The organism is Bacillus sp. 11B20 (assembly GCF_056098985.1).
In genome coordinates this window covers 607,272-629,145 of record NZ_JBLZWZ010000007.1, presented here as the reverse complement: position 1 = coordinate 629,145, position 21,874 = coordinate 607,272, and the positions used below count along the sequence as shown (strand labels likewise).

The window sequence follows — 21,874 nt, the reverse complement described above, 5'->3', positions numbered from 1 at the left end:
TTAGTACCTCGGCTTTCTGTCTTTGATTTCAGTTAAAAACTCTAAATAATGCTGATAGCGATACTCTTTGATTTGCTCTTGTTCGACCGCATCTTTTACCGCACAGCCTGGCTCTTTCACGTGCAGGCAGCCTCTAAACTTACAATCTGCACTCCGCTCTTTGATTTCTAAAAAGTAAAGACCTAAATCTTCCGCTTCGATGCCGGTAAATTCAAGTGAGCTAAAGCCAGGTGTATCTGCAATAAGCCCTTCTGCTGTACGAATGAGTTCGACATGTCTAGTCGTATGCTTCCCTCTTCCAAGATGGGAGGAAATATCATTGGTTTTCAGCGCCAGATCAGGACTCATCGCATTTAAAAGGGAGGACTTGCCTACACCAGACTGACCAGCAAATACAGTGATCTTATTGTGAAAATGCGGGGTCAGCTTTTCAATTCCGTCTCCCTCGATCGTGGATGTTAAATGAACATCATATCCAATTTGCCGATAGTCCTCTGCATAGCCTTGAATACTTTCACGCTCTTCATCTGTTTTCAATAAATCCACTTTTGTGATACAGATAATCGGCTCAATATCATTTGCTTCTACAAGCACTAGAAATCTGTCTAAAAGCGATGTGCTGAAGGTTGGTTCTGTCGCAGAGAAAACGAGCACCGCTTGATCGACGTTACTAATAGGCGGACGAACAAGTTCATTTGTCCGCTCTTTTACTTCTAATAAGTAGCCTTCTTTATCGTTGTCTGCTTGATACACAACATAATCTCCAACAAGAGGTGTGATTTTGTTTTTACGAAAAATGCCTCTTGCTCTGCACTGAATCACTTTTCCACTTTCTAAAGACTCATCAAGCACATAATAAAATCCGCTTAATGCTTTAATAATTTTGCCCTCAGGCATAAAGTCCCTCCTTTATTCATCTTCAGGGTATTCAATTGTTTTAGAGCTTACGACTTTATCATCAACCGTCACTTGATAGTATCCTTTTTGACCTGGTTCAATCTTAAATTTAATGGTCCGTTCGGTTGGTGCAGTGATGTTAAAGGTTTCATATGAATCAGAAATGCTATGCTCAGCATCGTCAATGGAAATCTGAACGGTCATCTCTTGCCCTTCTGTTACTGGTTCATACGGGATGGCAATCTTCTCAGTCACTGTTTTAGCCGGTTTTTTCTTCGGTCCGAGTGAGAAGGTGATCTTAACCGTATCACCTGGTTTCACAGCAGTACCAGCTCCTGGCTCCTGTTTCATCACTTCACCTTTTGGCACATCATCAGAATACGCTTCTTTTTCATCAAGCTTTAATCCGTTATCCTCTAAATAATTCGATGCAGCCTGTTTACTATATGTCGTTAAATCCCGCAAAGTAATATCGGCAGGACCTATGCTGACCGTCAACGTCACTTCTTCATCTGCTGCCACAAGCTCAGTACTCGCTGAAGGTTTCTGTTCCATGACAATCCCAGATTCGGTGTCATTATCATTTACTTCCTCCACAACAACTTGCTTAAACCCTTTTTTCGCTAATAATTCTTTTGCTTTATCGACCTTTTCACCTGTTACATCAGGTAATTCGGTCTTTTCCTTGCCCGTACTTTGGTAAAGCTGAATCTCGGTTCCTTCTTTTACCTTTGTGCCGATTTTCGGGTCTGTTTTGACGACAAGCCCTTTTTCAATTTTTTCATCAGCGATCTCAATTGGATCAGAGGCGACGGTAAAGCCGGCTTTCTTCAAGGTGTCCTCGGCTTTATCAATCGTCATGCCAGATACATCAGTGACCTCCACATCTTTTGGAAAAAGCAGTCCCGGAAACACAGTGATGGCTAAAATAGTCGCAGCAGTCAGAATAAATAGGATGGATGCCACAATCCAAGGCCATTTTTTCCGTTTCTTTTTCGGCTTTTGTTTCTCTTTTTTCTTCGGTTTTTGCACTGGATGGACAGCTGTTTTTTCATTGTCTTGATCGACTTGATGATCTTGAATGATTGGGATCGCTTTCGTTGCTTCATGATCTTCTTCGATCACAAAGCGTTTTTCTTTTAGCCTTGAAGGGTCGAAAGCAGTTTGTAAATCTTTTTGCATTTCAGATGCATCTTCATATCGATAAAAAGGATCTTTGGCCATCGCCTTTAAAATGATGTTTTCCACGCTTTGTGGAACAGAAGGATTCCACCTTCTCACAGATGGCGGCTCTGATTGCAAATGCTTCAGCGCAACACTGACAGCTGATTCCCCTTCAAACGGCATGCGTCCAGAAATGAGTTCATAGAGCACAATGCCAAGTGAATAGATGTCTGATTTTTTCGTCGCAAGACCTCCGCGTGCTTGTTCTGGAGACAAATAGTGCACGGATCCTAGGACCGAATTTGTGTGGGTGATGGTCGCTGAGCTGAGTGCTATGGCAATCCCGAAATCAGTGACTTTAATATTCCCCATGTTGTCTATTAATATATTGTGAGGCTTAATGTCCCGGTGGACGAGCTGTTTCGCATGGGCTTCTTCCATCGCCGCAACGACTTGCTCCATAATGCGAACGGCTTCTTTCGGATGAAGCGGGCCATTGGCGTGTATGTATTCTTTTAGCGTCATCCCCTCGACATATTCCATGACAATATAATAAATGTCATCTTCTTCCCCTACATCGTAGATGCTGACAATATTTGAATGATCTAAGCTTGCGGCTGATTGCGCCTCGCGCCGGAAACGTCTAATAAAATCATCATCGCTTGCAAAGTCAAAGCGCAAAATTTTAATCGCGACTTCGCGATCTAAAATCATATCCTCCGCCAAATAAACGTTTGCCATTCCGCCTCCGCCTATGACGCGAAGAATCTGATAACGGCCGCTGATCCGTTTTCCGATCAACACTTGCTGTCACCCTCCTCTGGCTGGGAGGAGATTTCTAACAATACTGCTGTAATGTTATCTTCACCGCCGTTGTCATTCGCTGTTTGGATTAATGCTGTTACTTTTTCATCTGGTGCGGTCGTTTGGTTTAAAATATGAATCAAATTCTCTTCTTCTACTTTATTTGATAATCCATCTGAGCAAAGCAGGATTTGATCTCCTGGGTCCACTTCAAAAGTATGTGCATCGATTTGAACGTGTTTATCTGTTCCCAATGCTTTTGTAAGCACATTTTTTCTTGGATGATATTCTGCATCCTCTTTAGAAATTTCACCTGTTTTCACAAGCTCATTTACAAGTGAATGGTCATCTGTTAGCTGGGTCAGTGCTCCTTCTCTTAGCAAGTAGCAGCGGCTGTCTCCAATATGGGCAATTGTGACCGTTTGCAAATGAACGAGCGCACAAACAATGGTTGTCCCCATTCCTTGGCACTCCTCATTGTTTTTCGCATGTTCATATACTTGATCATTAATGTCACTAATTTTTGAGATTAACCAGCTTTCTTGCTCTGCTGGTTTTGCTGGGATTGAAGATGTTTCTTCCCAGTATTCTTTTAAAGAAGAGACGGCCATCCTGCTGGCGACATCACCAGCAAGATGACCTCCCATTCCATCAGCTACAACAGCTAGAAGGGTGTCTTCTTTTGCTTCAAAAATACCTGCATCATCTTCATTATGCTGACGGACTTTTCCTGTATCGGTTTGAAAGGCTGCCCTTATCAACATTCGTCACCTCGTCTCTTCCTGACGCTCCTTCGCTCTTAGCTGACCGCAAGCAGCATCAATATCATGGCCTTGCTCTCGTCTAATCGTTACGTTTACGCCGCGTTCTTTCAGCGTTTTTTCAAATAGGAAGATTTGTTCTCTCGGTGTTCTTACATAATCCCTTTCCGGTACATAGTTCACCGGAATGAGGTTCACGTGGCACTTGATTCCTTTTAATAAGTCTGCAAGCTCTTCTGCATGATGAACTTGATCATTTACTCCGCCAAACAGGCCGTATTCAAAGCTGACACGTCTTCCTGTTTTTTGAATGTAGTATTCAATGGCTTCCATTAATTTCGGCAGCTTATATGCCTTATTGATCGGCATTAGACGGCTTCTGATTTCTGTGTTTGGTGCATGCAGGGAGACAGCAAAATTGATTTGCATTTGCTCATCAGCGAATTGATAGATCTTTGGAATGATTCCGCTTGTCGACACTGTAATATGACGCGCGCCAATATTTAAGCCGTTGTCATGGTTGATGATTTTAAGGAAAGCAAGCATTTCGTCAAAGTTATCAAATGGTTCTCCAATTCCCATGATAACAACCGAGCTGACTCTCTCATCTGTTTCGTCAAGTGCCTGTTGCACTTTCAATACTTGAGCAACGATTTCTCCTGCTTCAAGGTTTCGTTTTAATCCGCCAAGTGTAGATGCACAGAATGTACAGCCAATTCGGCAGCCAACCTGAGTTGTAACACAGACAGAGTTTCCGTATTCGTGGCGCATCAACACTGTTTCAATGGTATAACCATCATGTAATTCAAATAAAAACTTGATCGTTCCGTCTTGAGACGTTTGTTTGATCACGGTTTTTAATGTGGTGATCGCAAATTGATTTTTTAATTTTTCTCTTAAATCCTTTGAAAGGTTAGACATATCGTCAAAGGATGTCACACGTTTCTCATAAAGCCACTCGAAAATTTGAGCTGCGCGGAAAGGCTTTTCGCCTTGTTCTTTTAACCATTCTTTCATTTCGTGAAGCTCAAATGAGTAGATCGACGGCATTTCTGTCTTCAGTTCTTTTCTTACTTTTTGTTCTGTCATTTTTTATCCCTTCTTTCTCATGCTGCAAATAAAGAAACCATCTGTTCCGAAATAATGAGGAAGAATTTGTACACTTCCGTTTTGAACAAACGGAGCAACCTGCTCAGGCAGCCGTTCATTAAGAGATAGATCGGGTTCGAAGTCTTGGTGTTCTTGTAAAAACGCATGAATCACTTGTTGATTTTCTGTTGGATCCATTGTACATGTACTGTATACAAGGGTTCCGCCCGGTTTTAAAAGCGGGGCCGCTTCCTTTAAAATGGCCTGCTGGATAGCTGCAAGCCTTGCTGAGTCTTCTTGTGACTTTGTATATTTCATATCTGGTTTTCGTCTAATGACGCCAAAACCGGAACACGGCGCATCAATGAGAATACGGTCAAACGAAGCTTCGCTGTAATAGTCTGCCGCTTTCCTTGCATCAAGTGCTTTTGCCTCAATGTGAGTAAGGTTCAGACGTTTTGCTGCTTGTTTGATGAGTTTCACTTTATGTTCATGTAAGTCGAGTGAAACAATTTTCCCCTCATCATTCATACGTTCTGCAATATGAGTTGATTTTCCGCCAGGAGCCGCACAGGCGTCAAGCACCGTTTCTCCTGGCTGAGGGTCAAGCGCTCTTGCAACAAGCATCGAGCTTTCATCTTGAATCGTAACATAGCCTTCTTGAAAAAAAGGGGTTGAGACGATGGACCCTTTCATGAGCTTAAGTGCATCTTCAGATAAGTCGCCAAGCTCCGTTTCGATGCCTGCATCCATTAGTTTTTGCTGCAGTGCCGTCCGGTCAGTTTTCATTCGATTGACGCGAAGGGTTTGCTTTGGCGGGACTAAATGAATGCGGCACATGTTTTCTGCCGCTTCAAATCCGTACGCCTGAACCCATTCCTGCACAAGCCATAATGGGTGGCTTGTCTCAATGGACAGCCGCTTTACTGGATCTTTGATCACATCAAATGACGGAATGCCTTCTCTTTGTACGGAACGAAGAACACCGTTCACAAGTGAAGAAATGCCTTTGTGCCCGCGCTTTTTCGTTAGCTCGACAGCTTCATGAATGGCTGCACGATCTGGGATTTTTTCAAGGTACACCATTTGATAAAGTGACATCCGTAAAAGCTGCATCACCCACGGAGCCACCTTTTGCGGTTTTTTCACAAAGGGCGCAAGCATATAATCTAATGCCAGCTTATTTTGCAGTGTACCATACACAAGCTCTGTTAACAGCGGTTTGTCTTGATCAGCTAAGTCTTTATCTTTCATGACTGACTGCAAAAGCAAATTACTGTAAGCTTGGTTTTGTTCGAGTTTGATTAAAGCGTCCAGCGCTACTTCTCTCACATTACTTTTCTTCATTCATTAACCCTAATTTCTGCCCAATTTCGATATTTGCGCCTCTTAAGAAGTCTTCGCCGCTCATTTTTTTCTTACCAGCTGGCTGCACACCTGTTAACAAGAGGCCTTGCTTATTACCCGTTCCAATGACCGGACCTTCTTTTTGAAGCTCAATCACTTTCCCAGGTTCTTCTTGCGCTTGTAGCGGAACCTTTTTCGCTTCCCATACTTTTAGATGAGCGCCGTTCCATTCAGTATAGGCAACTGGCCATGGATTTAGCCCGCGAACTTGGTTGTAAAGCTCTTCACCGGTTTTTGTCCAGTCTAACCTTTCTTGCTCCCGCTTAATATTTGGTGCGTATGTGGCCGCTTCTTCATTTTGCGGAATCGGAGAAATAGATCCGCTCAGAACATTTGGCACCGTATCTTTTAGCAGTGCGGCACCAGCTGTACTTAATTTGTCATGCAATGTTCCAACATTGTCTAATTCATCGATTTCCACTTCTACTTTACTGATCATGTCACCTGCATCAAGCCTTTCCACCATGTACATGATCGTAACGCCTGTTTTCTTTTTGCCTTGAAGGATCGCATAATGAATCGGCGCGCCGCCTCTTAGTTCTGGCAGGAGAGAGGCATGAACGTTGATACAGCCAAACTTAGGTTCATCAAGTAACCGTTTAGGTAGAATTTGTCCAAATGCCGCTGTGACGATTAAATCCGGCTGTAATGCAAGCACCTTATCAATTTCTTCATCTAGGCGTACCTTTTCAGGCTGCAACACAGGAATGTCGTGCTTTAAGGCTTCCACTTTCACAGGAGGCGGTGTGAGCACTCGCTTTCTTCCTTTCGGGCGGTCTGGCTGCGTGACGACCCCTACCACTTCGTATCCTTCTGTTATCAGTGTTTGCAGCACAGGTACTGAGAAATCAGGGGTTCCCATAAATACGATACGTGCCATTTTCTTCACCCTTCCATTTCCGCAAGTTCTTTTTCTGTATAGGTTTCAATGATTTTTGACGTAAATAAAATGCCGTCTAAATGATCAATTTCGTGCAATAAGGCTCTTGCTAAAAATCCATCTGCTTCTATTGTAAATGGTTTGCCTTTCTTATCAAAGGCTTTTACCTTCACATAGTTTGGTCTCTCTACAGTGCCGTATAAAGATGGAAAGCTCAGGCAGCCTTCAATATCTGTTTGGCTTCCTTCTACTTCAAGCACCTCGGGGTTCACTAAATCAATTCTGCCAGATTCTTCTCCAATATCTACAACAGCGATTCTTTTTGAAACACCGATTTGTGGTGCGGCTAGTCCAACTCCATCCAGCTCAAGCATTGTATCATACATATCATCCAGCAGTTTTTTCAGCTTTTTATCGAACGTATCGACACGCTCTGTCTTTTGTTCAAGCACTTCTGCCGGATGTATGACTATTGGTTTTACTGCCACTTATAGCCCTCCGTTTTACATCATCATATATGGATTCATATCTATTGAAATCATCAATTGTTTTTGTTCCATTTCCTTTTGATAATGGTCTTGTATTTTCCGTAGTAAACTTGCCAGTTCATTTTCCCTTTTGTATTTTATCACGCATTGATAACGATATCTATCTTTGATCTTAGCGATTGGTGATGCAGCCGGGCCAAGGATTCGAGTATTCGGTGCACAATTCATTTTTAGGAACTGGACAATTTGATCAGTCACATGTGCTGCCTTCGTCACTTCCTCATGTGACACTGTCACCATCGCCAAAAAGTAATACGGCGGATAGGACTGGTGGCGGCGATGCAGCATCTCCTGTTCATAAAAGGCTTCGTAGTCATGCTGCTTCGTTAATTCAATACTATAGTGAGAAGGCGTATACGATTGAATAATGACCGAGCCCGCTTTTTCATGCCGCCCTGCCCTGCCGCTCACCTGTGTGAGAAGCTGAAATGTTTTTTCACTTGAACGGAAATCAGGGATGTGAAGGGATGTATCCGCACTGAGAACACCAACAAGTGTGACATCTGGGAAATCCAGTCCCTTTGCAATCATTTGCGTCCCGAGCAAAATGTCCGCTTCTTTATTACCAAAAGAGGTAAGAAGCTTTTCATGAGCACCTTTACGAGACGTTGTATCCACATCCATTCGGATGACTCTTGCCTCTGGCAGTACTTTTGTCAGTTCTTCTTCTACACGCTGCGTCCCCGTACCAAAATAGCGAATATGCTCACTGTGGCATTCTGGACATTCAGCAGGTACTGGTGCTTCGTGACCACAATAATGGCATTTCAGCCGTTTTTGATAGCGGTGATAGGTGAGAGAAATTTCGCAATGAGGACATTGCTCTACATATCCACAATCACGGCACATGACAAAGGATGAATAGCCTCTTTTGTTCAGAAATAAAACGGCTTGTTCTTTTCTTTCAAGCACTTCCTTTAACCTGAGCATCAATTCCTCTGAAAACATGGAGCGGTTGCCATTTCTTAGTTCTTCTCTCATATCAATTAACGAAACGTGCGGCAGCTGCTGCTGGTTGACGCGGTGTTTGAGCGACAGCAATGTATAGACGCCTTTTTTCGCACGTGCATAGGTTTCAAGTGAAGGTGTTGCACTGCCTAATACGACTGGACATTGATGCCGCCCTGCTCGTTCAATGGCGACATCCTTGGCATGGTAACGAGGCATTTCTTCTTGTTTATAAGAGGATTCGTGCTCTTCATCTATAATAATCATGCCTAGATTTTCAAATGGAGCGAAAACAGCAGATCTTGCGCCAACGACAAGCTTGACTTCCTTGCGATGGATTTTCCGCCATTCATCATATTTTTCTCCTGTCGATAAGCCGCTGTGAAGAACGGCCACATTTGAGCCAAATCGTTCTTTAAATCGCTGCACCATTTGAGGGGTTAACGAGATTTCAGGAACTAAAACGATCGCTTCTTTTCCTTTTTGAAGAACATGATCGATTGTCTGCAAGTAAATCTCCGTTTTGCCGCTTCCTGTCACTCCGTGCAAAAGAAAAGTTTCGTGCTGATCATCACTCACTGCTTGATGAATATGCTTGGCCGCCTCTCTTTGCTCTGGCGTGAGATCTAGTGGAGCAGATGGTGTAAACTCCCGGTCACGATAAGGATCTCGATAGATCTCTTCATAGCTTTCTGTTAACAGCCCTTCTTGAATAAAGGTTTTAAGCGTTTGAGAACTTGCGCCTGTTTGCTGCTGCAAGTCTTTCGCTAAAAAGGTTGTCTCTCCCGCTTCAAGCAGATAGGAGATCAGTGCTTTTTGTTTTACCGCATTTTTCTTTAGCTGTTGCTGTTTTTCTGCAAGTTTTTCTTTCGATACAGCCACCTGGAGCATGCGGACCTTTTTCTTTCCAGATTTTTGCGAGACATGGTATCTCACCTCTAGATGACCTTTTTGGACATGCTTTTGAATTTGTTTTAATTGTTCAGCCGGGATGTCAGCATAAAGAATGCTTTCTCGCTGACCGAAAAGCTCTTTCAATGACTGCGGAAGTTCTTCCTCTGAAAGCACTTGAATTTCTTTTTCATACTTTGCCTTCATGGCTGCGGGCAGCATCGATTGAAGTGCCGTGATATGATAGGACAATGTTTTTTCCGTCAGCCAGTGGGAAAGCTCCAATAGCTCATCTGTCAGAACAGGTGATAAATCAAATAAATCGACAATCTCTTTGATGTTTCCTGTCTTGATGTCTGTTTCATCTTTGACTTTTGTCACAAACCCTTGAATCTTCCTCGGGCCAAAGGGAACGACCACCCTCATTCCCGCTTTGACGAGATCTTTGAATCGATCTGGTACACGGTAATCAAATGGCCGGTCAATGGCTTTCGTTGTGACATCTACGATGACTTCAGCAATCATGCTCGATCACGCTCTTCTGGAAGCAGCTGTATTGCCTCCTTTAAAATTTCAAAAGCGAGGTCTTTTTTGCTCATCATCGGCAGCTCTTTTTTCGTTCCATCTGCTTTGATCATCGCTGCCACATTGGTATCTGTGCCAAAGCCTGCACCCTCTTTTGTGACGTTATTGGCGACAATCATATCTAGATGCTTGGATTCAATTTTCTTTTTCGCATAATATTCTACATCCTGCGTTTCAGCTGCAAAACCGACCAGCACTTGATGCTCTTTTCTTTTCCCCAGCTCTTTTAAAATATCTTTTGTCCGGGTGAATTCAATGTCCAGAGCGCCGTCCTGTTTTTTCATTTTATGAGCATATGTCGTGACAGGGGTGTAATCGGCGACAGCTGCTGATTTAATGACAAGATCAGCTTCTCCGTATACATCTAGCGCAGCTTGATACATCTCCTCAGCTGATTCAACGTGCACTACATGCACATGGTCAGGTTCAGTTAAAGAAACAGGTCCAGAAATCAGCGTAACATCTGCCCCCATTTGCTGAGCAGCCTCTGCGATCGCATAGCCCATTTTTCCACTAGAACGATTTGTAAAGAATCGGACAGGATCGATGACTTCACGTGTAGGACCTGCTGTCACCACGACTTTTTTTCCTGAGAGCGGTAAGCTTTTTGGCTCATCAAAAAAAGCACGGATGTGTTCAACAATTTTTTCAGGCTCTTCTAATCGCCCTTTTCCAATGTATCCGCAGGCTAAATAACCTTCACTTGGCTCAATAAAGCGGTAGCCGTCTTCATATAATGTGCGAATGTTCCGTTTCACAGCCGGGTGATCGTACATATGCACATTCATCGCTGGAGCGATCCATACAGGCGCTGTTGAAGCAAGCAAAGTCGTCGTCAGCATATCATCTGCAAGTCCAGCGGCCATTTTACCAATTGTATGTGCTGTTGCAGGGGCAACAAGAATGAGATCGGCCCAGTCAGCTACGTCAATATGCGCAATGACTCTTGGATTGTTTTCTTTGAATGTATCCACATATACCTCATGCCTAGACAGAGCTTGGAAGGTAAGCGGAGACACAAACTCACGAGCAGATTCCGTCATAATCACTCTGACATTTGCGCCTGCTTGTACGAGTTTACTAGTAAGTGCTGCTGCTTTATATACGGCGATTCCTCCGCTGACACCGAGCAAAATATTTTTTGACTGTAACATTTGTTTGTCCCCCTTAACGGCCTTTTTCACAAATTCGTCTACAATTCAAAAAAGTCAAAACCAATCATAGTTTTGACTTTTTTGAACGTATCGTATCTGCATTGCAGAAGCGATGTGTTATTCTTGATCCTCTTTTTCAAATGTCAAAAGACCAGCGTCGATTTCTTCTAGTGCTTTGCCTACAAATTTGTAAGACTTTGTGTTTTCAATCTGCTGATCTTGGTGGATCTGCATTTCACGTGCACGGCGTGCAGACACTGTTACAAGTGTATATTTTGAATCAAGTTTGTTCATCAATGAGTCAATTGAAGGATCTAACATGGTTTATTCTACCCCCAGCATTTTTTTATATCTCGGTGCGACTCTGTCTCTGCGCAGGTGTTCTGCAAGGACGATCGCTTTGATTCTTTCACAAGCAAGCTCGACATCATCGTTTTCAACGACATAGTCGTAAGCATCCATCATTTCAATTTCTTCTTTCGCAGCGGCCATTCGGTTTCGAATGAGCTCCTCAGATTCTGTACCGCGTGTAATGATGCGGTTTTGAAGTTCTGAAAGACTAGGCGGTGCAAGGAAAATAAAAAGACCTTCCGGGAATGCTTCTCTTACTTGAAGTGCACCTTGCACTTCAATTTCAAGGAAAACATCTTTTCCTTCGCTTAATGTCTGTTCAACATAGTCAACAGGCGTGCCGTAGTAATTCCCGACGTACTCTGCCCATTCTAACAGCTTTTTGTTTTCAATCATATGTTCAAATTCTTCCCTGGTTTTAAAGAAATAATCGACACCATTTCTTTCACCTTCACGCGGTTTGCGTGTCGTCACAGAAATAGAGTATTCAAATTTCGTATCTTCCTGGGAGAAAATGGCTTGTCTGACCGTTCCTTTTCCAACTCCCGAAGGTCCAGAGAGAACGATTAAAAGTCCTCTTTCTTTCATAATGGCGTATTACCCCTGCCCTTCATCTATGATTTCTTCTTTTACAGAAAGTCTTTGCGCGACAGTCTCAGGCTGAACGGCAGATAAGATGACATGGTCACTGTCCATAATGACAACAGCACGGGTTCTTCTTCCGTATGTAGCATCTATGAGCATGCCTCGATCTCTTGCGTCTTGTATCATTCGTTTAATCGGTGCTGATTCCGGACTGACGATCGAAATCATCCGATTCGCTGAAATGATGTTTCCAAATCCGATATTGATCAACTTTATGGTCATCTTCTTTCGTCCCCCTGTAATATAAACGTCTCTAGTCTCGCCGAAAGAGACGCACTGTAAACAGCATACACAATGACTATTCTATATTTTGCACTTGTTCTTTTATTTTTTCAATAGCACTTTTCATTTCAACCACCAGCTTTGTTAAATGGTGATGGTTCGCTTTTGATCCAATGGTGTTCACTTCACGGTTGAGCTCCTGTACAAGGAAGTCAAGTTTTCGGCCGGCAGCACCGCCTTGCAGCAAGATTTGCTGAAATTGCTGAAAGTGACTTTTTAATCTCGTAATCTCTTCTGTAATGTCGCAGCGGTCAGCAAAGATGGCAGCCTCTGTTGTCAGTCTGCTCTCGTCAAGCGCCTCACCGATCCATTCTTGCAATCGCTGATTCAATCGTTCTTTGTACTGACTCACAACCTCTGGTGCAAAGACTTTGATTTCTTCTGTATAGGCCTCTAGTTCAGAAAGCCTTAGTTCACAGTCTTTTTGAAGTGATGCTCCCTCTTGCTCTCTCATGAAGCAAAGCTCCTTGACAGCATCCTCGCAAGCTTCCATCAGCAGCTGCTCTAGCTGTTCATTTCGGCTGGATGACTCTTCCACCTGAACGGCAAGCTCAAGCCCCAATAAGTCATGTGCATGCTGAATGCCTGAAATGTGATAGCGTTCCTCGAGGTCTTTTGCGGCTTTCATGTATTCATCAAGCAGCGGCCAGTCGATCTGTAAGGACCGGCTTGCTAGTTTACCGCCTTCAATCGTGACAAACAGCTCAATTCTACCGCGCTGCACGTGACGAAGAATGATCTTTTTTAATGTATCTTCGAAATATAAAAGCGGCCTCGGCAAACGGGCATGAACCTCTTTAAAACGGTGATTGACCGATTTTAGCTCAACTGACACTGTCAGTTCTCCATCCGTTTTACTCGCTTGGCCGAATCCCGTCATACTGCGTATCATGTTAAAACACCCAATTCTTTCATATTAATAAAATGAAAAAGGTAATAGCAGACACTATTACCTCAAAATTATACCATAATGAATTATTTTTTTCTTGTCAAAAGTGATCCTGCCAGTAAAAAAGTTGGCAGTGCAGACATCCCGATGATCAGCAGCCAATCAATTGGTGCAATCGCGACCGTTTTGAAAATTGGCTGAAGCGGCGGGTAATAAATGACCACAAGCATGAGTAAAAGTGATGACAAAACCGCACCGATCAAATAAAGGTTCCCAAATGGATTACGTTCAAAAATGGACCGTTCACTGCGGCAGTCAAATACATGAATGAGCTGCGCCAAAACAAGCGTACTAAATGCGACAGTCTGTGCATATTGCAGGTTGTTTGGATCGCGGTGATACACAAATATAAATGCCAAAAGGGTCGCAAGCCCGATGAGGAATCCTCTTGAGATGACCTTCCAGCCAAGCCCCCTTGCAAAAATGCCCTCTTTCACATTCCGCGGCTTTCTCTTCATGACATCGCCTTCTGGCTTATCCATGCCAAGTGCCATAGCCGGTAGACCATCTGTGACAAGGTTTACCCATAAGATTTGTATAGGAACGAGCGGAAGCGGAAGCGCGAGGAGCATCGCAAACAGCATGACCAAAATTTCTCCGACATTTGATGCCAGCAAATAGCGGACAAACTTACGAATGTTTTCATAAATATTTCGGCCTTCTTTAATGGCGGATTTAATGGTCGCAAAGTTGTCGTCAAGTAAAATAAGAGAAGACGCTTCCTTGGCTACGTCTGTACCAGTGATGCCCATGGAGATGCCGATATCTGCTTGTTTAATGGCAGGCGCATCATTGACCCCGTCACCTGTCATCGCTACAACATGACCATTTTTTTGATAGGCTTTGACAATTCTCAGCTTATGCTCAGGAGAAACCCGGGCAAAGACATATACATTTTCAGCCGTTTGCTCAAGCTCTTTGTCGCTCATTTGATCAAGCGCTTTTCCGTCGAGCACCTGTCCTTGCTTCGGTAAAAGGCTTAAGTCTTTTGCGATCGCTTTGGCCGTTTCCACGTGGTCCCCTGTAATCATGACCGTTTTAATGCCAGCATCCCGGCACTCTTTAATCGCTCGTCTGACTTCAGGACGCGGCGGATCGATCATGCCCTCTAATCCGATAAATGTTAAATCAGCTTCAGCCTGCTGGACAGAGGTGATTTTCTCTGTCAAACCGACTTTTTTATACGCAATAGCAATGGTTCTAAGCGCCTGTCTTGCTAAACCTTGAATCGCAGCTTCTGTTTCTTGCCTGTGAGTGGCTGAAAAAGAAGCTGTGCGTCCGCCGTGCATGATATGACTTGAACGGTTCATTAGTACATCCGGCGCACCTTTTGCAATAACATACCGCTCTTTTTGATTTGTTTCAACGACGACTGACATCATCTTTCTTTCTGAGTCAAAAGGAAACTCCTCAATAACATGAAATCCAGCTTCGATGAATTGCTCTGTAAAACCCGCTTTACGTGCTGCGGTAAGGAGCGCTCCCTCTGTCGGATCCCCATCCAGCCTCATCTCCCCGTCTTTTTCAACGATAGTCGATGTATTACAAAGCGCCCCGTATAATAACACCTTTTGCAGGCTTGGATGCTTGTCGGCATGGACGATTTCCCCGTTTAAGGTAAAGTCACCGGATGGCTCGTAGCCTGTGCCAGAAATATTCCACGTTTTTCCCTCTGCCCACACATGGGTCACAGTCATTTTATTTTGCGTCATGGTTCCTGTTTTATCAGAGCAAATGATTGACGCGCAGCCGAGTGTTTCCACTGCCGGGAGCTTTCTGACAATCGATTTTTGTTTGATCATCCGCTGTACCCCTAGGGAAAGGGCGACAGTGACGATCGCCGGCAGTCCTTCTGGAATCGCCGCCACAGCAAGAGATACACCTGCTAGGAACATATGATACAATTCATGTCCTTGCACTACACCAAGAACAACAACGAGCACCGTTAAAAATAAAGCAGCCACAATCAGAATTTTTCCAAGCTGCTCGAGACGCCTTTGCAGCGGCGTTTCCATATTACCTGCTGCATCCAGCATGCCGGCAATTTGTCCCATCGCTGTATTCATTCCTGTACCAATGACAACCCCTACGCCGCTGCCTCTAGTAACAAGCGTCCCCATAAAGGCCATGTTCGTCAAATCCCCGAGCGAAACATGGCCGCTTGAAAGTGGACTTGCGTGTTTGACCGCTGGGATAGACTCACCAGTGAGAGCGGACTCCTCAATTTCTAAGCTCTTTGTATCTAGTAATCTAATATCTGCCCCAATCCGGTCTCCGCTTGAAAATTTCACAATATCCCCTGGCACGAGATGTTTAGACGGGATCTTGACCCATTCATTATTTCTCCTTGCATACACTTGCGGAGTTGATAATTCCTTTAACGCTTGAAGGGATTTTTCCGCCCGGCGTTCTTGATAAAAGCCGAGTACACCATTAATCAAAACAATGGCCACAATCGCAACAGCATCAATGTATTCTCCTAAAAAGGCAGAAATGATTGTTGCAGCAAGCAAGATTAACACCATGAAATCTTTAAACTGTGCTAAAAAAATGATCAGAGCCGACGCCTTTTTTCCTTCCTGCAATTCATTTGGCCCGTGTTTTTCAAGCCGCTTTTGTACATCTTTTTCTGACAGTCCGTCACCTATCGATGTATTCATTGTTTTTAATAAATCGGTTTGGTTCAGTTCATGCCAATTCATTTGACCTCGTCCACTCCTCTTTTGTTCTCTCTCATATGCAGTGTTCTATAAGCCAGTTTATTCAGACTCGTCCTAAATCATGCTATAATAATAAGACTGCCTAAAGAACGAGAAAACGGAAGGTTCTTTCAGTAGATTTGTGTGAAAGAAGAGGGTGTATCCAACATGTCATTTGACGGCATTTTTACATATGGTATGACTAATGAATTGCAAAAGGCATTAACTGGCGGAAGGATTTCAAAAATCCATCAGCCATATAAACACGAGCTGATTTTTCATATTCGAGCAAACGGGAAAAATCATAAGCTCCTTTTATCGGCTCATCCGAGCTATGCAAGAGTGCAGCTCACCGAGCATCAATACGACAATCCAAGTGAGCCGCCAATGTTTTGTATGCTTCTCAGAAAGCATCTTGAGGGCGGCTTCATTGAACGTTTTGAACAGATAGGATTTGACCGGGTGATCGTGCTTCATGTGCGAAGCCGAAATGAAATCGGCGATGAGCAGACGCGTAAGCTTTACATTGAAATCATGGGACGTCATAGCAACTTCATTCTTGTAGAGGATGGAACGCAGCAGATCATTGATGGTCTGAAACACCTTTCTCCATCTGTGAACAGCTATCGAACGGTGCTCCCTGGTTATGAATACCTACTGCCGCCTGCGCAGCAAAAATTGAATCCTTTTGACGTGACAAAGGATGATATTTTGAAGCATTTACGCTTTCAAGAAGGAAAGATCGCCAATCAAATTGTCGATACCTTCTCTGGGGTTTCCCCGCTGTTTGCAAAGGAAGCAGTACACCGGGCCGGTCTTGCCAATCAAGAAACGATTCCCAATACACTGCTCGACATGTTCCAGCTCATTCGCATGCATTCTTTTACGCCGCAGCTTACAAGAAAAGACGGGAAAGAGTATTTCTATTTATTAGAGCTTCAGCATGTCCAAGGCGAGATGAAGACATTCGACTCACTCAGCCAGCTGCTTGACCGCTTTTATTTTGGAAAAGCTGAGAGAGACAGAGTCAAACAGCAGGCGGCTGACCTTGAACGGTTTGTCGTCAATGAAAAAAAGAAAAATGAAAACAAGCTAAAAAAGCTAAAAAGAACCCTTGAAGAATCTCAGGATGCACACAAATATCAGCTCTATGGCGAATTGTTAACAGCCAATTTATATGCGATCAAAAAAGGGGATAAAGAAGCGACTGTCATCAATTATTACGATGAAGACGGCGGAGAAATTACAATCCCGCTTAAAACAAACAAAACCCCTTCTGAAAATGCACAAGCATACTTTACAAAATATCAAAAGGCAAAAAATGCAGTAGAAGCTGTAAATGAACAAATTAAGCGGACACATGAAGAAATTGCTTATTTTGAAGAGCTGATTCAGCAGCTGTCCTCTGCTTCGCCGAAGGATTTAGAGGAAATGAGAGAAGAGCTTGTTGAAGGAAAATATTTGCGCGCTAAACAAAAGCGTCACGCCAAAAAGAAAAAACCGACGGCCATTCAGCTCGAAACGTATGAATCGTCCCAAGGTATTCCGATTTTAGTTGGAAAAAATAACAAACAAAACGAGCATTTGACTACAAAGGCAGCTGCTCGTGATGATATTTGGCTGCATACAAAGGATATTCCTGGATCACATGTCGTCATTCGTCACCAAGCACCTGATGAACAAACGCTGCTTGAAGCGGCTCAAATTGCCGCCTACTTTTCGAAAGCAAAAGAGTCCAGCTCCGTTCCTGTCGACTATACAAAAATCCGTCATGTGAAAAAGCCGAATGGAGCAAAGCCTGGCTTTGTTACGTATGATCAGCAGCAAACATTATTTGTCACGCCTGACCAAGATCTTGTGCTCAAGCTGAGAAAATAAATAAGAAAAGCCGATAAAATCCTGACATGAGGATTTATCGGCTTTTTCTTTGTCGCTTTTTTCTTTCGATGTAAAGGGCATCAAGTGCGTCAATATCCTCTTGTTCAAGCAAGGATTCAATTGCCGCCGCCAGCTGTTTTGTCCGGGCGGGGCTTGCACCGCTTGTAGAGACTGAAATCGTCACTTTTCCTGCTTTGACAACCTTCGGCACCATCACATTGCCTAGCTCTGATTGGCTCACACAATTCACGAGCTGGTGAGGCTGTGCTGTTTGTGCAATCCATTCATTTACCGAAGGGTCATTTGTCGCAGCTACAATGAAAAATGCATCCTTCAAATCTTCAGCATCTACCTTCTTTTCCTTCCAATTCAATTGGTATGTATCAATGAAGTGTGCCATCTCTTCAGAAAGATTAGGACTGACAACGGTTATATGGCAAGGCTCCGTGCACAGCGCCTTTGCTCGTCTTAACGCCACCGATCCGCCGCCGGCAATGACCACTTGTTTATTGGTTAAATCAAGATGGACTGGAAGCATGGCTTTCTCCTCGGAAACGAAACGCATCGTCTTTGTTTAAAATGGTTTCTTGCACGCGTTCAATATAAGCTGCTTTAACATGTGGATGAAAGCCAATATACCGGCATACCCGGACATCTTTCAGCCGCTTTCTCGCCTGAGCGGCTTCACTTTCAATTTCTTTCATTAAAATTCCGGTAAACAGCAAGTAAGGAACGATATAGACAGGCCCATCGTCATCTGCTGATAACTGCGCGAGAACATCTCTATAATTTGGCTCACATGCTGTGATAAAACACGGAAGAACCTCTGCATGCGGAAGCAGACTTCGGACATCATCTGCAATGCCAAACACATCTCGCTTCACATCCGGATCAGAGCTCCCGCGGCCAATTAAAAGAATCCGCGCCCGCTCGCCTTGATATCCTGCTTCTTCAATTCTTGCGGCAACCGCTTTTGTTACTTCTTGATTCACCCCGATTGGCTTTCCATATGTGACCTTCACTTGCGGAAATCGCGCGCGCACTTTCTCAATTTCGACCGGTATATCCGATTTAGCATGCATGGCAGTTAAAAGGAGGAGCGGGACGATGGCAATGTGTGTCGCTCCTTTTTTCACACAGGCCTCAAATCCTTCTTCTATAGAAGGGTCCGTCAGCTCTAAAAAACAAATTTCTTGTATATCTGCTTTCACTAACGGCATACAGCTTTTCATAAAAGAAATGGCCTTATCTTGCGCCTCTTTTACTCGGCTTCCATGCCCAACATAAAGGACAGCTTGTTTCATGCGGCTCCTCCCTCTCACTTATTTCATCAGACGAAAAGACACGATGTATGTACGTGTCTTTTCTCTATCATTCTCATTTCTCGATTAATGCGGGTTCAAACCAGTTCAGTTTTTGATGAAAATGAACGACATCTCCAACAACAATTAAACTTGGATGCTCGATCCCTTCTTTTTCAACGGTTTCAGACAGTGTCGCCACAGTGCAGCAAGTTGTCTTTTGCCTCGTCGTGGTTCCCCAGTGTATAAATGCAGCGGGTGTTTCTGGATCCCGTCCATTTTTTAAAAGCAGGCGCTGCACTCTTTCCACGTTTTTGACACCCATGTAAATCACAAGAGTATCAATCCCTGTAGCCAGCGCCTCCCATTTTTCTTCAAAATGTTCATCCTTTTGATAGTGACCCGTGACAAAAGCAACATTTGAGCTGAATTCACGGTGTGTCACAGGGATTCCCGCATAAGCAGCTGCCGCAATACCAGAAGTAATTCCTGGGACAACCTCATACGGAATCCCGTGCTCAGCTAAGCATTCGATTTCTTCACCGCCGCGGCCAAAGACAAAGGGGTCGCCGCCTTTCAGCCGAACGACAACGTTCCCTTCCTTTGCATGAGCCACAAGCGCTTCATTGATGGCTTCCTGTCTCATTGTATGATGATTTGGCAGCTTTCCGCAATAAATCAATTCCGCCTCTGGTTTGGCGTGGGCGAGAATGTCTTGATTGACAAGACGATCATATAAGATGACATCTGCCTGCTGTATCGCCTTATGGGCCTTTAATGTGATTAAATCTGGGTCTCCGGGTCCAGCACCCACAATGTATACTTTCCCCATCTTGCTTTTCTCCCCCTGCCATCAGGCGATTATTTCGTTGTTGCTTTTACATAATCTACAAGACGCTGTTTGGATTCCTCACGGGATAATTCCCCTGTATCTAAGACGAGCTCAGGCTCAGCTGGCTCTTCATATGGTGAATCGATTCCAGTGAAAAATGGAATTTCGCCGTTTCTCGCTTTTTTATATAACCCTTTTGGATCACGCTCTTCACACACGTTCAGATCACATTTGACAAACACTTCGTGAAATTCCCCATCTTCGACTAACTGTCTGACAATGTGGCGGTCTTCTTGGAATGGAGAAATAAAAGCAGTGATGACAATCGTACCTTGTTCCACAAATAATTTCGCCACTTCTCCGATTCGGCGGATGTTTTCTTTTCTGTCGTCATCTGAAAACCCTAGATCTTTATTGAGTCCGTGCCGCACGTTATCGCCGTCAAGAACGGTGACTTGATAGCCTTGTTCAAACAGCTCTCTTGCAGCTGCATTTGCAATCGTTGATTTACCTGATCCGCTTAAACCTGTAAGCCAGATAATGCCGCTTTTATGCTTGTTTTTCTGTTGATATTCTTTTTTTGTAATAGATGCATCATGCCACACGATATGTTCGTTGCTCATGTCATACCCTCCCTTTAAGATACCGTCGTTTTTAATCCTTCGATTAATGTTTCAATGACTTCTTTTCGGCTGAACGTGCTTGGTGGTAATTCACCGTTTCTCAGCATCGTTCGAACTTTTGTACCTGAAAGAATGACATGCTCGCTTTTGTCGTGAGGACACGTTTTTGGTGTGGCCATCGCTTCACATGTATTACAGTAGAAGCTGTGTTCAAATTTTAATGGAGTAATACCGATTTCTTCGCTTGTAAATTGATCAAATAGTTCCTGCGCCTCGTATGTGCCGTAATAGTCACCAACACCTGCATGATCTCTTCCGACAATAAAATGGGTGCAGCCATAATTTTTACGAACAAGCGCGTGAAATATCGCTTCTTTTGGTCCAGCATAACGCATTGCAGCAGGAAAAACACCTAAAAAGACGCGGTCTTTTGGATAATAACCATTCAATAACACTTGATAGCTTTTCATTCTCACATCTGCCGGGATATCGTCAGATTTTGTTTCACCGACAAGCGGATTTAAAAATAAACCATCGACCGTTTCTAATGCTGTTTTTTGAATATATTCATGCGCACGATGAACCGGGTTTCTCGTTTGGAAACCAACAATGGTTTTCCAGCCATTTTCTTTAAATTGACGTCTTGTTTCTTCTGGCTCATACGTAAATTGAGGGAATGGTTTTTCACTGCGTTTCGTCAGTGTAATTTTCCCGCCAATGTAAGTATCACCGCGTTCAAATAATTTTTTCACGCCTGGATGATTGCGGTCATCAGTTTTATAGATATTTACCGCTTCTTTTTCCTTATCTGGTGTGTATTGATCCTCTACTTCAATGACCCCATATACAGTTCCATTATAAGATAAGCACACGATATCGCCTTGATGGATTTCCGCCGCCTTTTCTTTTGTCACTGGCAGTGTAATAGGAAGAGACCAAACGACACCACTTGCTAGCCGCATATTGCTCACAACTGCTTCATAATCAGCTTTTGTTAAAAACCCTTCAATTGGACTATATCCGCCAATTGCAATGAGTTCAAGGTCTGCAAAGGAGATCGCATCTAGTTCAATTTCCTTTGCAGCTGTGCTGAGATCATATTCTTCATTTACTCGATTAATTAATACGCCACCATGTGGTGTTAAACTCATTTGTTCATCTTCCTCTCAATGTTCATATTTATTAG

Annotated in this window: 20 protein-coding genes; 1 reads left to right on the top strand and 19 read right to left on the bottom strand. The window is 43.6% G+C overall.

Annotated features, from left to right (window positions below):
- The 14 genes from rsgA to ACN6NB_RS07395 form a co-directional block, all read right to left on the bottom strand.
- Positions 1 to 897, bottom strand: a complete 897-nt coding sequence (gene rsgA / locus ACN6NB_RS07460) for a ribosome small subunit-dependent GTPase A (RefSeq protein ID WP_058837719.1) — start codon at positions 895 to 897, stop codon at positions 1 to 3.
- Positions 898 to 909: 12 nt separating this feature from the next.
- Positions 910 to 2,865: a Stk1 family PASTA domain-containing Ser/Thr kinase gene (gene pknB, locus ACN6NB_RS07455; RefSeq protein WP_144490564.1), complete on the bottom strand. Its 1,956-nt coding sequence runs from the start codon at positions 2,863 to 2,865 to the stop codon at positions 910 to 912.
- Positions 2,859 to 3,629 carry a Stp1/IreP family PP2C-type Ser/Thr phosphatase gene (locus ACN6NB_RS07450; RefSeq protein WP_029706534.1) on the bottom strand — a complete coding sequence of 257 codons (771 nt, stop codon included), beginning with the start codon at positions 3,627 to 3,629 and terminating at the stop codon, positions 2,859 to 2,861. Before ACN6NB_RS07450 ends, pknB begins: the two co-directional genes overlap by 7 nt.
- Positions 3,630 to 3,632: 3 nt before the next feature.
- Positions 3,633 to 4,715, bottom strand: a complete 1,083-nt coding sequence (gene rlmN / locus ACN6NB_RS07445; RefSeq protein ID WP_024424208.1) for a dual-specificity RNA methyltransferase RlmN — start codon at positions 4,713 to 4,715, stop codon at positions 3,633 to 3,635.
- A gap of 3 nt (positions 4,716 to 4,718) precedes the next feature.
- Complete coding sequence (gene rsmB, locus ACN6NB_RS07440; RefSeq protein ID WP_474253289.1) at positions 4,719 to 6,062, bottom strand: 16S rRNA (cytosine(967)-C(5))-methyltransferase RsmB; 1,344 nt, start codon at positions 6,060 to 6,062, stop codon at positions 4,719 to 4,721.
- Positions 6,049 to 7,002 carry a methionyl-tRNA formyltransferase gene (gene fmt, locus ACN6NB_RS07435; RefSeq protein ID WP_474253288.1) on the bottom strand — a complete coding sequence of 318 codons (954 nt, stop codon included), beginning with the start codon at positions 7,000 to 7,002 and terminating at the stop codon, positions 6,049 to 6,051. Before fmt ends, rsmB begins: the two co-directional genes overlap by 14 nt.
- A gap of 5 nt (positions 7,003 to 7,007) precedes the next feature.
- The gene (gene def, locus ACN6NB_RS07430) at positions 7,008 to 7,490 is read right to left on the bottom strand and encodes a peptide deformylase (RefSeq protein WP_039178446.1); all 483 of its coding nucleotides are present in this window, start codon (positions 7,488 to 7,490) and stop codon (positions 7,008 to 7,010) included.
- A gap of 15 nt (positions 7,491 to 7,505) precedes the next feature.
- Positions 7,506 to 9,914 carry a primosomal protein N' gene (gene priA, locus ACN6NB_RS07425; RefSeq protein WP_099663246.1) on the bottom strand — a complete coding sequence of 803 codons (2,409 nt, stop codon included), beginning with the start codon at positions 9,912 to 9,914 and terminating at the stop codon, positions 7,506 to 7,508.
- A complete protein-coding gene (gene coaBC / locus ACN6NB_RS07420) occupies positions 9,911 to 11,128 on the bottom strand; it encodes a bifunctional phosphopantothenoylcysteine decarboxylase/phosphopantothenate--cysteine ligase CoaBC (RefSeq protein ID WP_366204739.1) in 1,218 nt (405 codons plus the stop codon). Before coaBC ends, priA begins: the two co-directional genes overlap by 4 nt.
- 117 nt (positions 11,129 to 11,245) lie before the next feature.
- Positions 11,246 to 11,449 (bottom strand): DNA-directed RNA polymerase subunit omega, encoded by a 204-nt coding sequence (gene rpoZ / locus ACN6NB_RS07415; protein WP_003211647.1) that lies wholly within the window; start codon positions 11,447 to 11,449, stop codon positions 11,246 to 11,248.
- A 3-nt stretch (positions 11,450 to 11,452) separates the two neighbouring features.
- Positions 11,453 to 12,067: a guanylate kinase gene (gene gmk, locus ACN6NB_RS07410; RefSeq protein ID WP_024424214.1), complete on the bottom strand. Its 615-nt coding sequence runs from the start codon at positions 12,065 to 12,067 to the stop codon at positions 11,453 to 11,455.
- Positions 12,068 to 12,076: 9 nt separating this feature from the next.
- A complete protein-coding gene (gene remA, locus ACN6NB_RS07405; protein ID WP_008344898.1) occupies positions 12,077 to 12,346 on the bottom strand; it encodes an extracellular matrix/biofilm regulator RemA in 270 nt (89 codons plus the stop codon).
- A gap of 76 nt (positions 12,347 to 12,422) precedes the next feature.
- Complete coding sequence (locus ACN6NB_RS07400) at positions 12,423 to 13,298, bottom strand: YicC/YloC family endoribonuclease (protein ID WP_107163640.1); 876 nt, start codon at positions 13,296 to 13,298, stop codon at positions 12,423 to 12,425.
- A gap of 83 nt (positions 13,299 to 13,381) precedes the next feature.
- Positions 13,382 to 16,057: a calcium-translocating P-type ATPase, SERCA-type gene (locus ACN6NB_RS07395; protein ID WP_247544212.1), complete on the bottom strand. Its 2,676-nt coding sequence runs from the start codon at positions 16,055 to 16,057 to the stop codon at positions 13,382 to 13,384.
- A 165-nt stretch (positions 16,058 to 16,222) separates the two neighbouring features.
- On the opposite strand from ACN6NB_RS07395, the gene ACN6NB_RS07390 reads away from it, so the two are divergent.
- Positions 16,223 to 17,932: an Rqc2 family fibronectin-binding protein gene (locus ACN6NB_RS07390; protein ID WP_144491190.1), complete on the top strand. Its 1,710-nt coding sequence runs from the start codon at positions 16,223 to 16,225 to the stop codon at positions 17,930 to 17,932.
- Between the two features lie 34 nt (positions 17,933 to 17,966).
- Here ACN6NB_RS07390 and ACN6NB_RS07385 read toward each other — a convergent pair whose 3' ends face one another.
- The 5 genes from ACN6NB_RS07385 to sat form a co-directional block, all read right to left on the bottom strand.
- Complete coding sequence (locus tag ACN6NB_RS07385) at positions 17,967 to 18,470, bottom strand: precorrin-2 dehydrogenase/sirohydrochlorin ferrochelatase family protein (RefSeq protein WP_047202134.1); 504 nt, start codon at positions 18,468 to 18,470, stop codon at positions 17,967 to 17,969.
- Positions 18,451 to 19,236 carry a sirohydrochlorin chelatase gene (locus ACN6NB_RS07380; RefSeq protein WP_144491189.1) on the bottom strand — a complete coding sequence of 262 codons (786 nt, stop codon included), beginning with the start codon at positions 19,234 to 19,236 and terminating at the stop codon, positions 18,451 to 18,453. The genes ACN6NB_RS07385 and ACN6NB_RS07380 overlap by 20 nt, the downstream gene beginning before the upstream one ends.
- A gap of 73 nt (positions 19,237 to 19,309) precedes the next feature.
- Complete coding sequence (gene cobA / locus ACN6NB_RS07375) at positions 19,310 to 20,065, bottom strand: uroporphyrinogen-III C-methyltransferase (protein WP_047202132.1); 756 nt, start codon at positions 20,063 to 20,065, stop codon at positions 19,310 to 19,312.
- Positions 20,066 to 20,094: 29 nt separating this feature from the next.
- Positions 20,095 to 20,688 (bottom strand): adenylyl-sulfate kinase, encoded by a 594-nt coding sequence (gene cysC / locus ACN6NB_RS07370; protein WP_059377086.1) that lies wholly within the window; start codon positions 20,686 to 20,688, stop codon positions 20,095 to 20,097.
- Positions 20,689 to 20,702: 14 nt separating this feature from the next.
- Positions 20,703 to 21,839 carry a sulfate adenylyltransferase gene (gene sat, locus ACN6NB_RS07365; RefSeq protein WP_144491188.1) on the bottom strand — a complete coding sequence of 379 codons (1,137 nt, stop codon included), beginning with the start codon at positions 21,837 to 21,839 and terminating at the stop codon, positions 20,703 to 20,705.
- Positions 21,840 to 21,874: the final 35 nt, after the last annotated feature.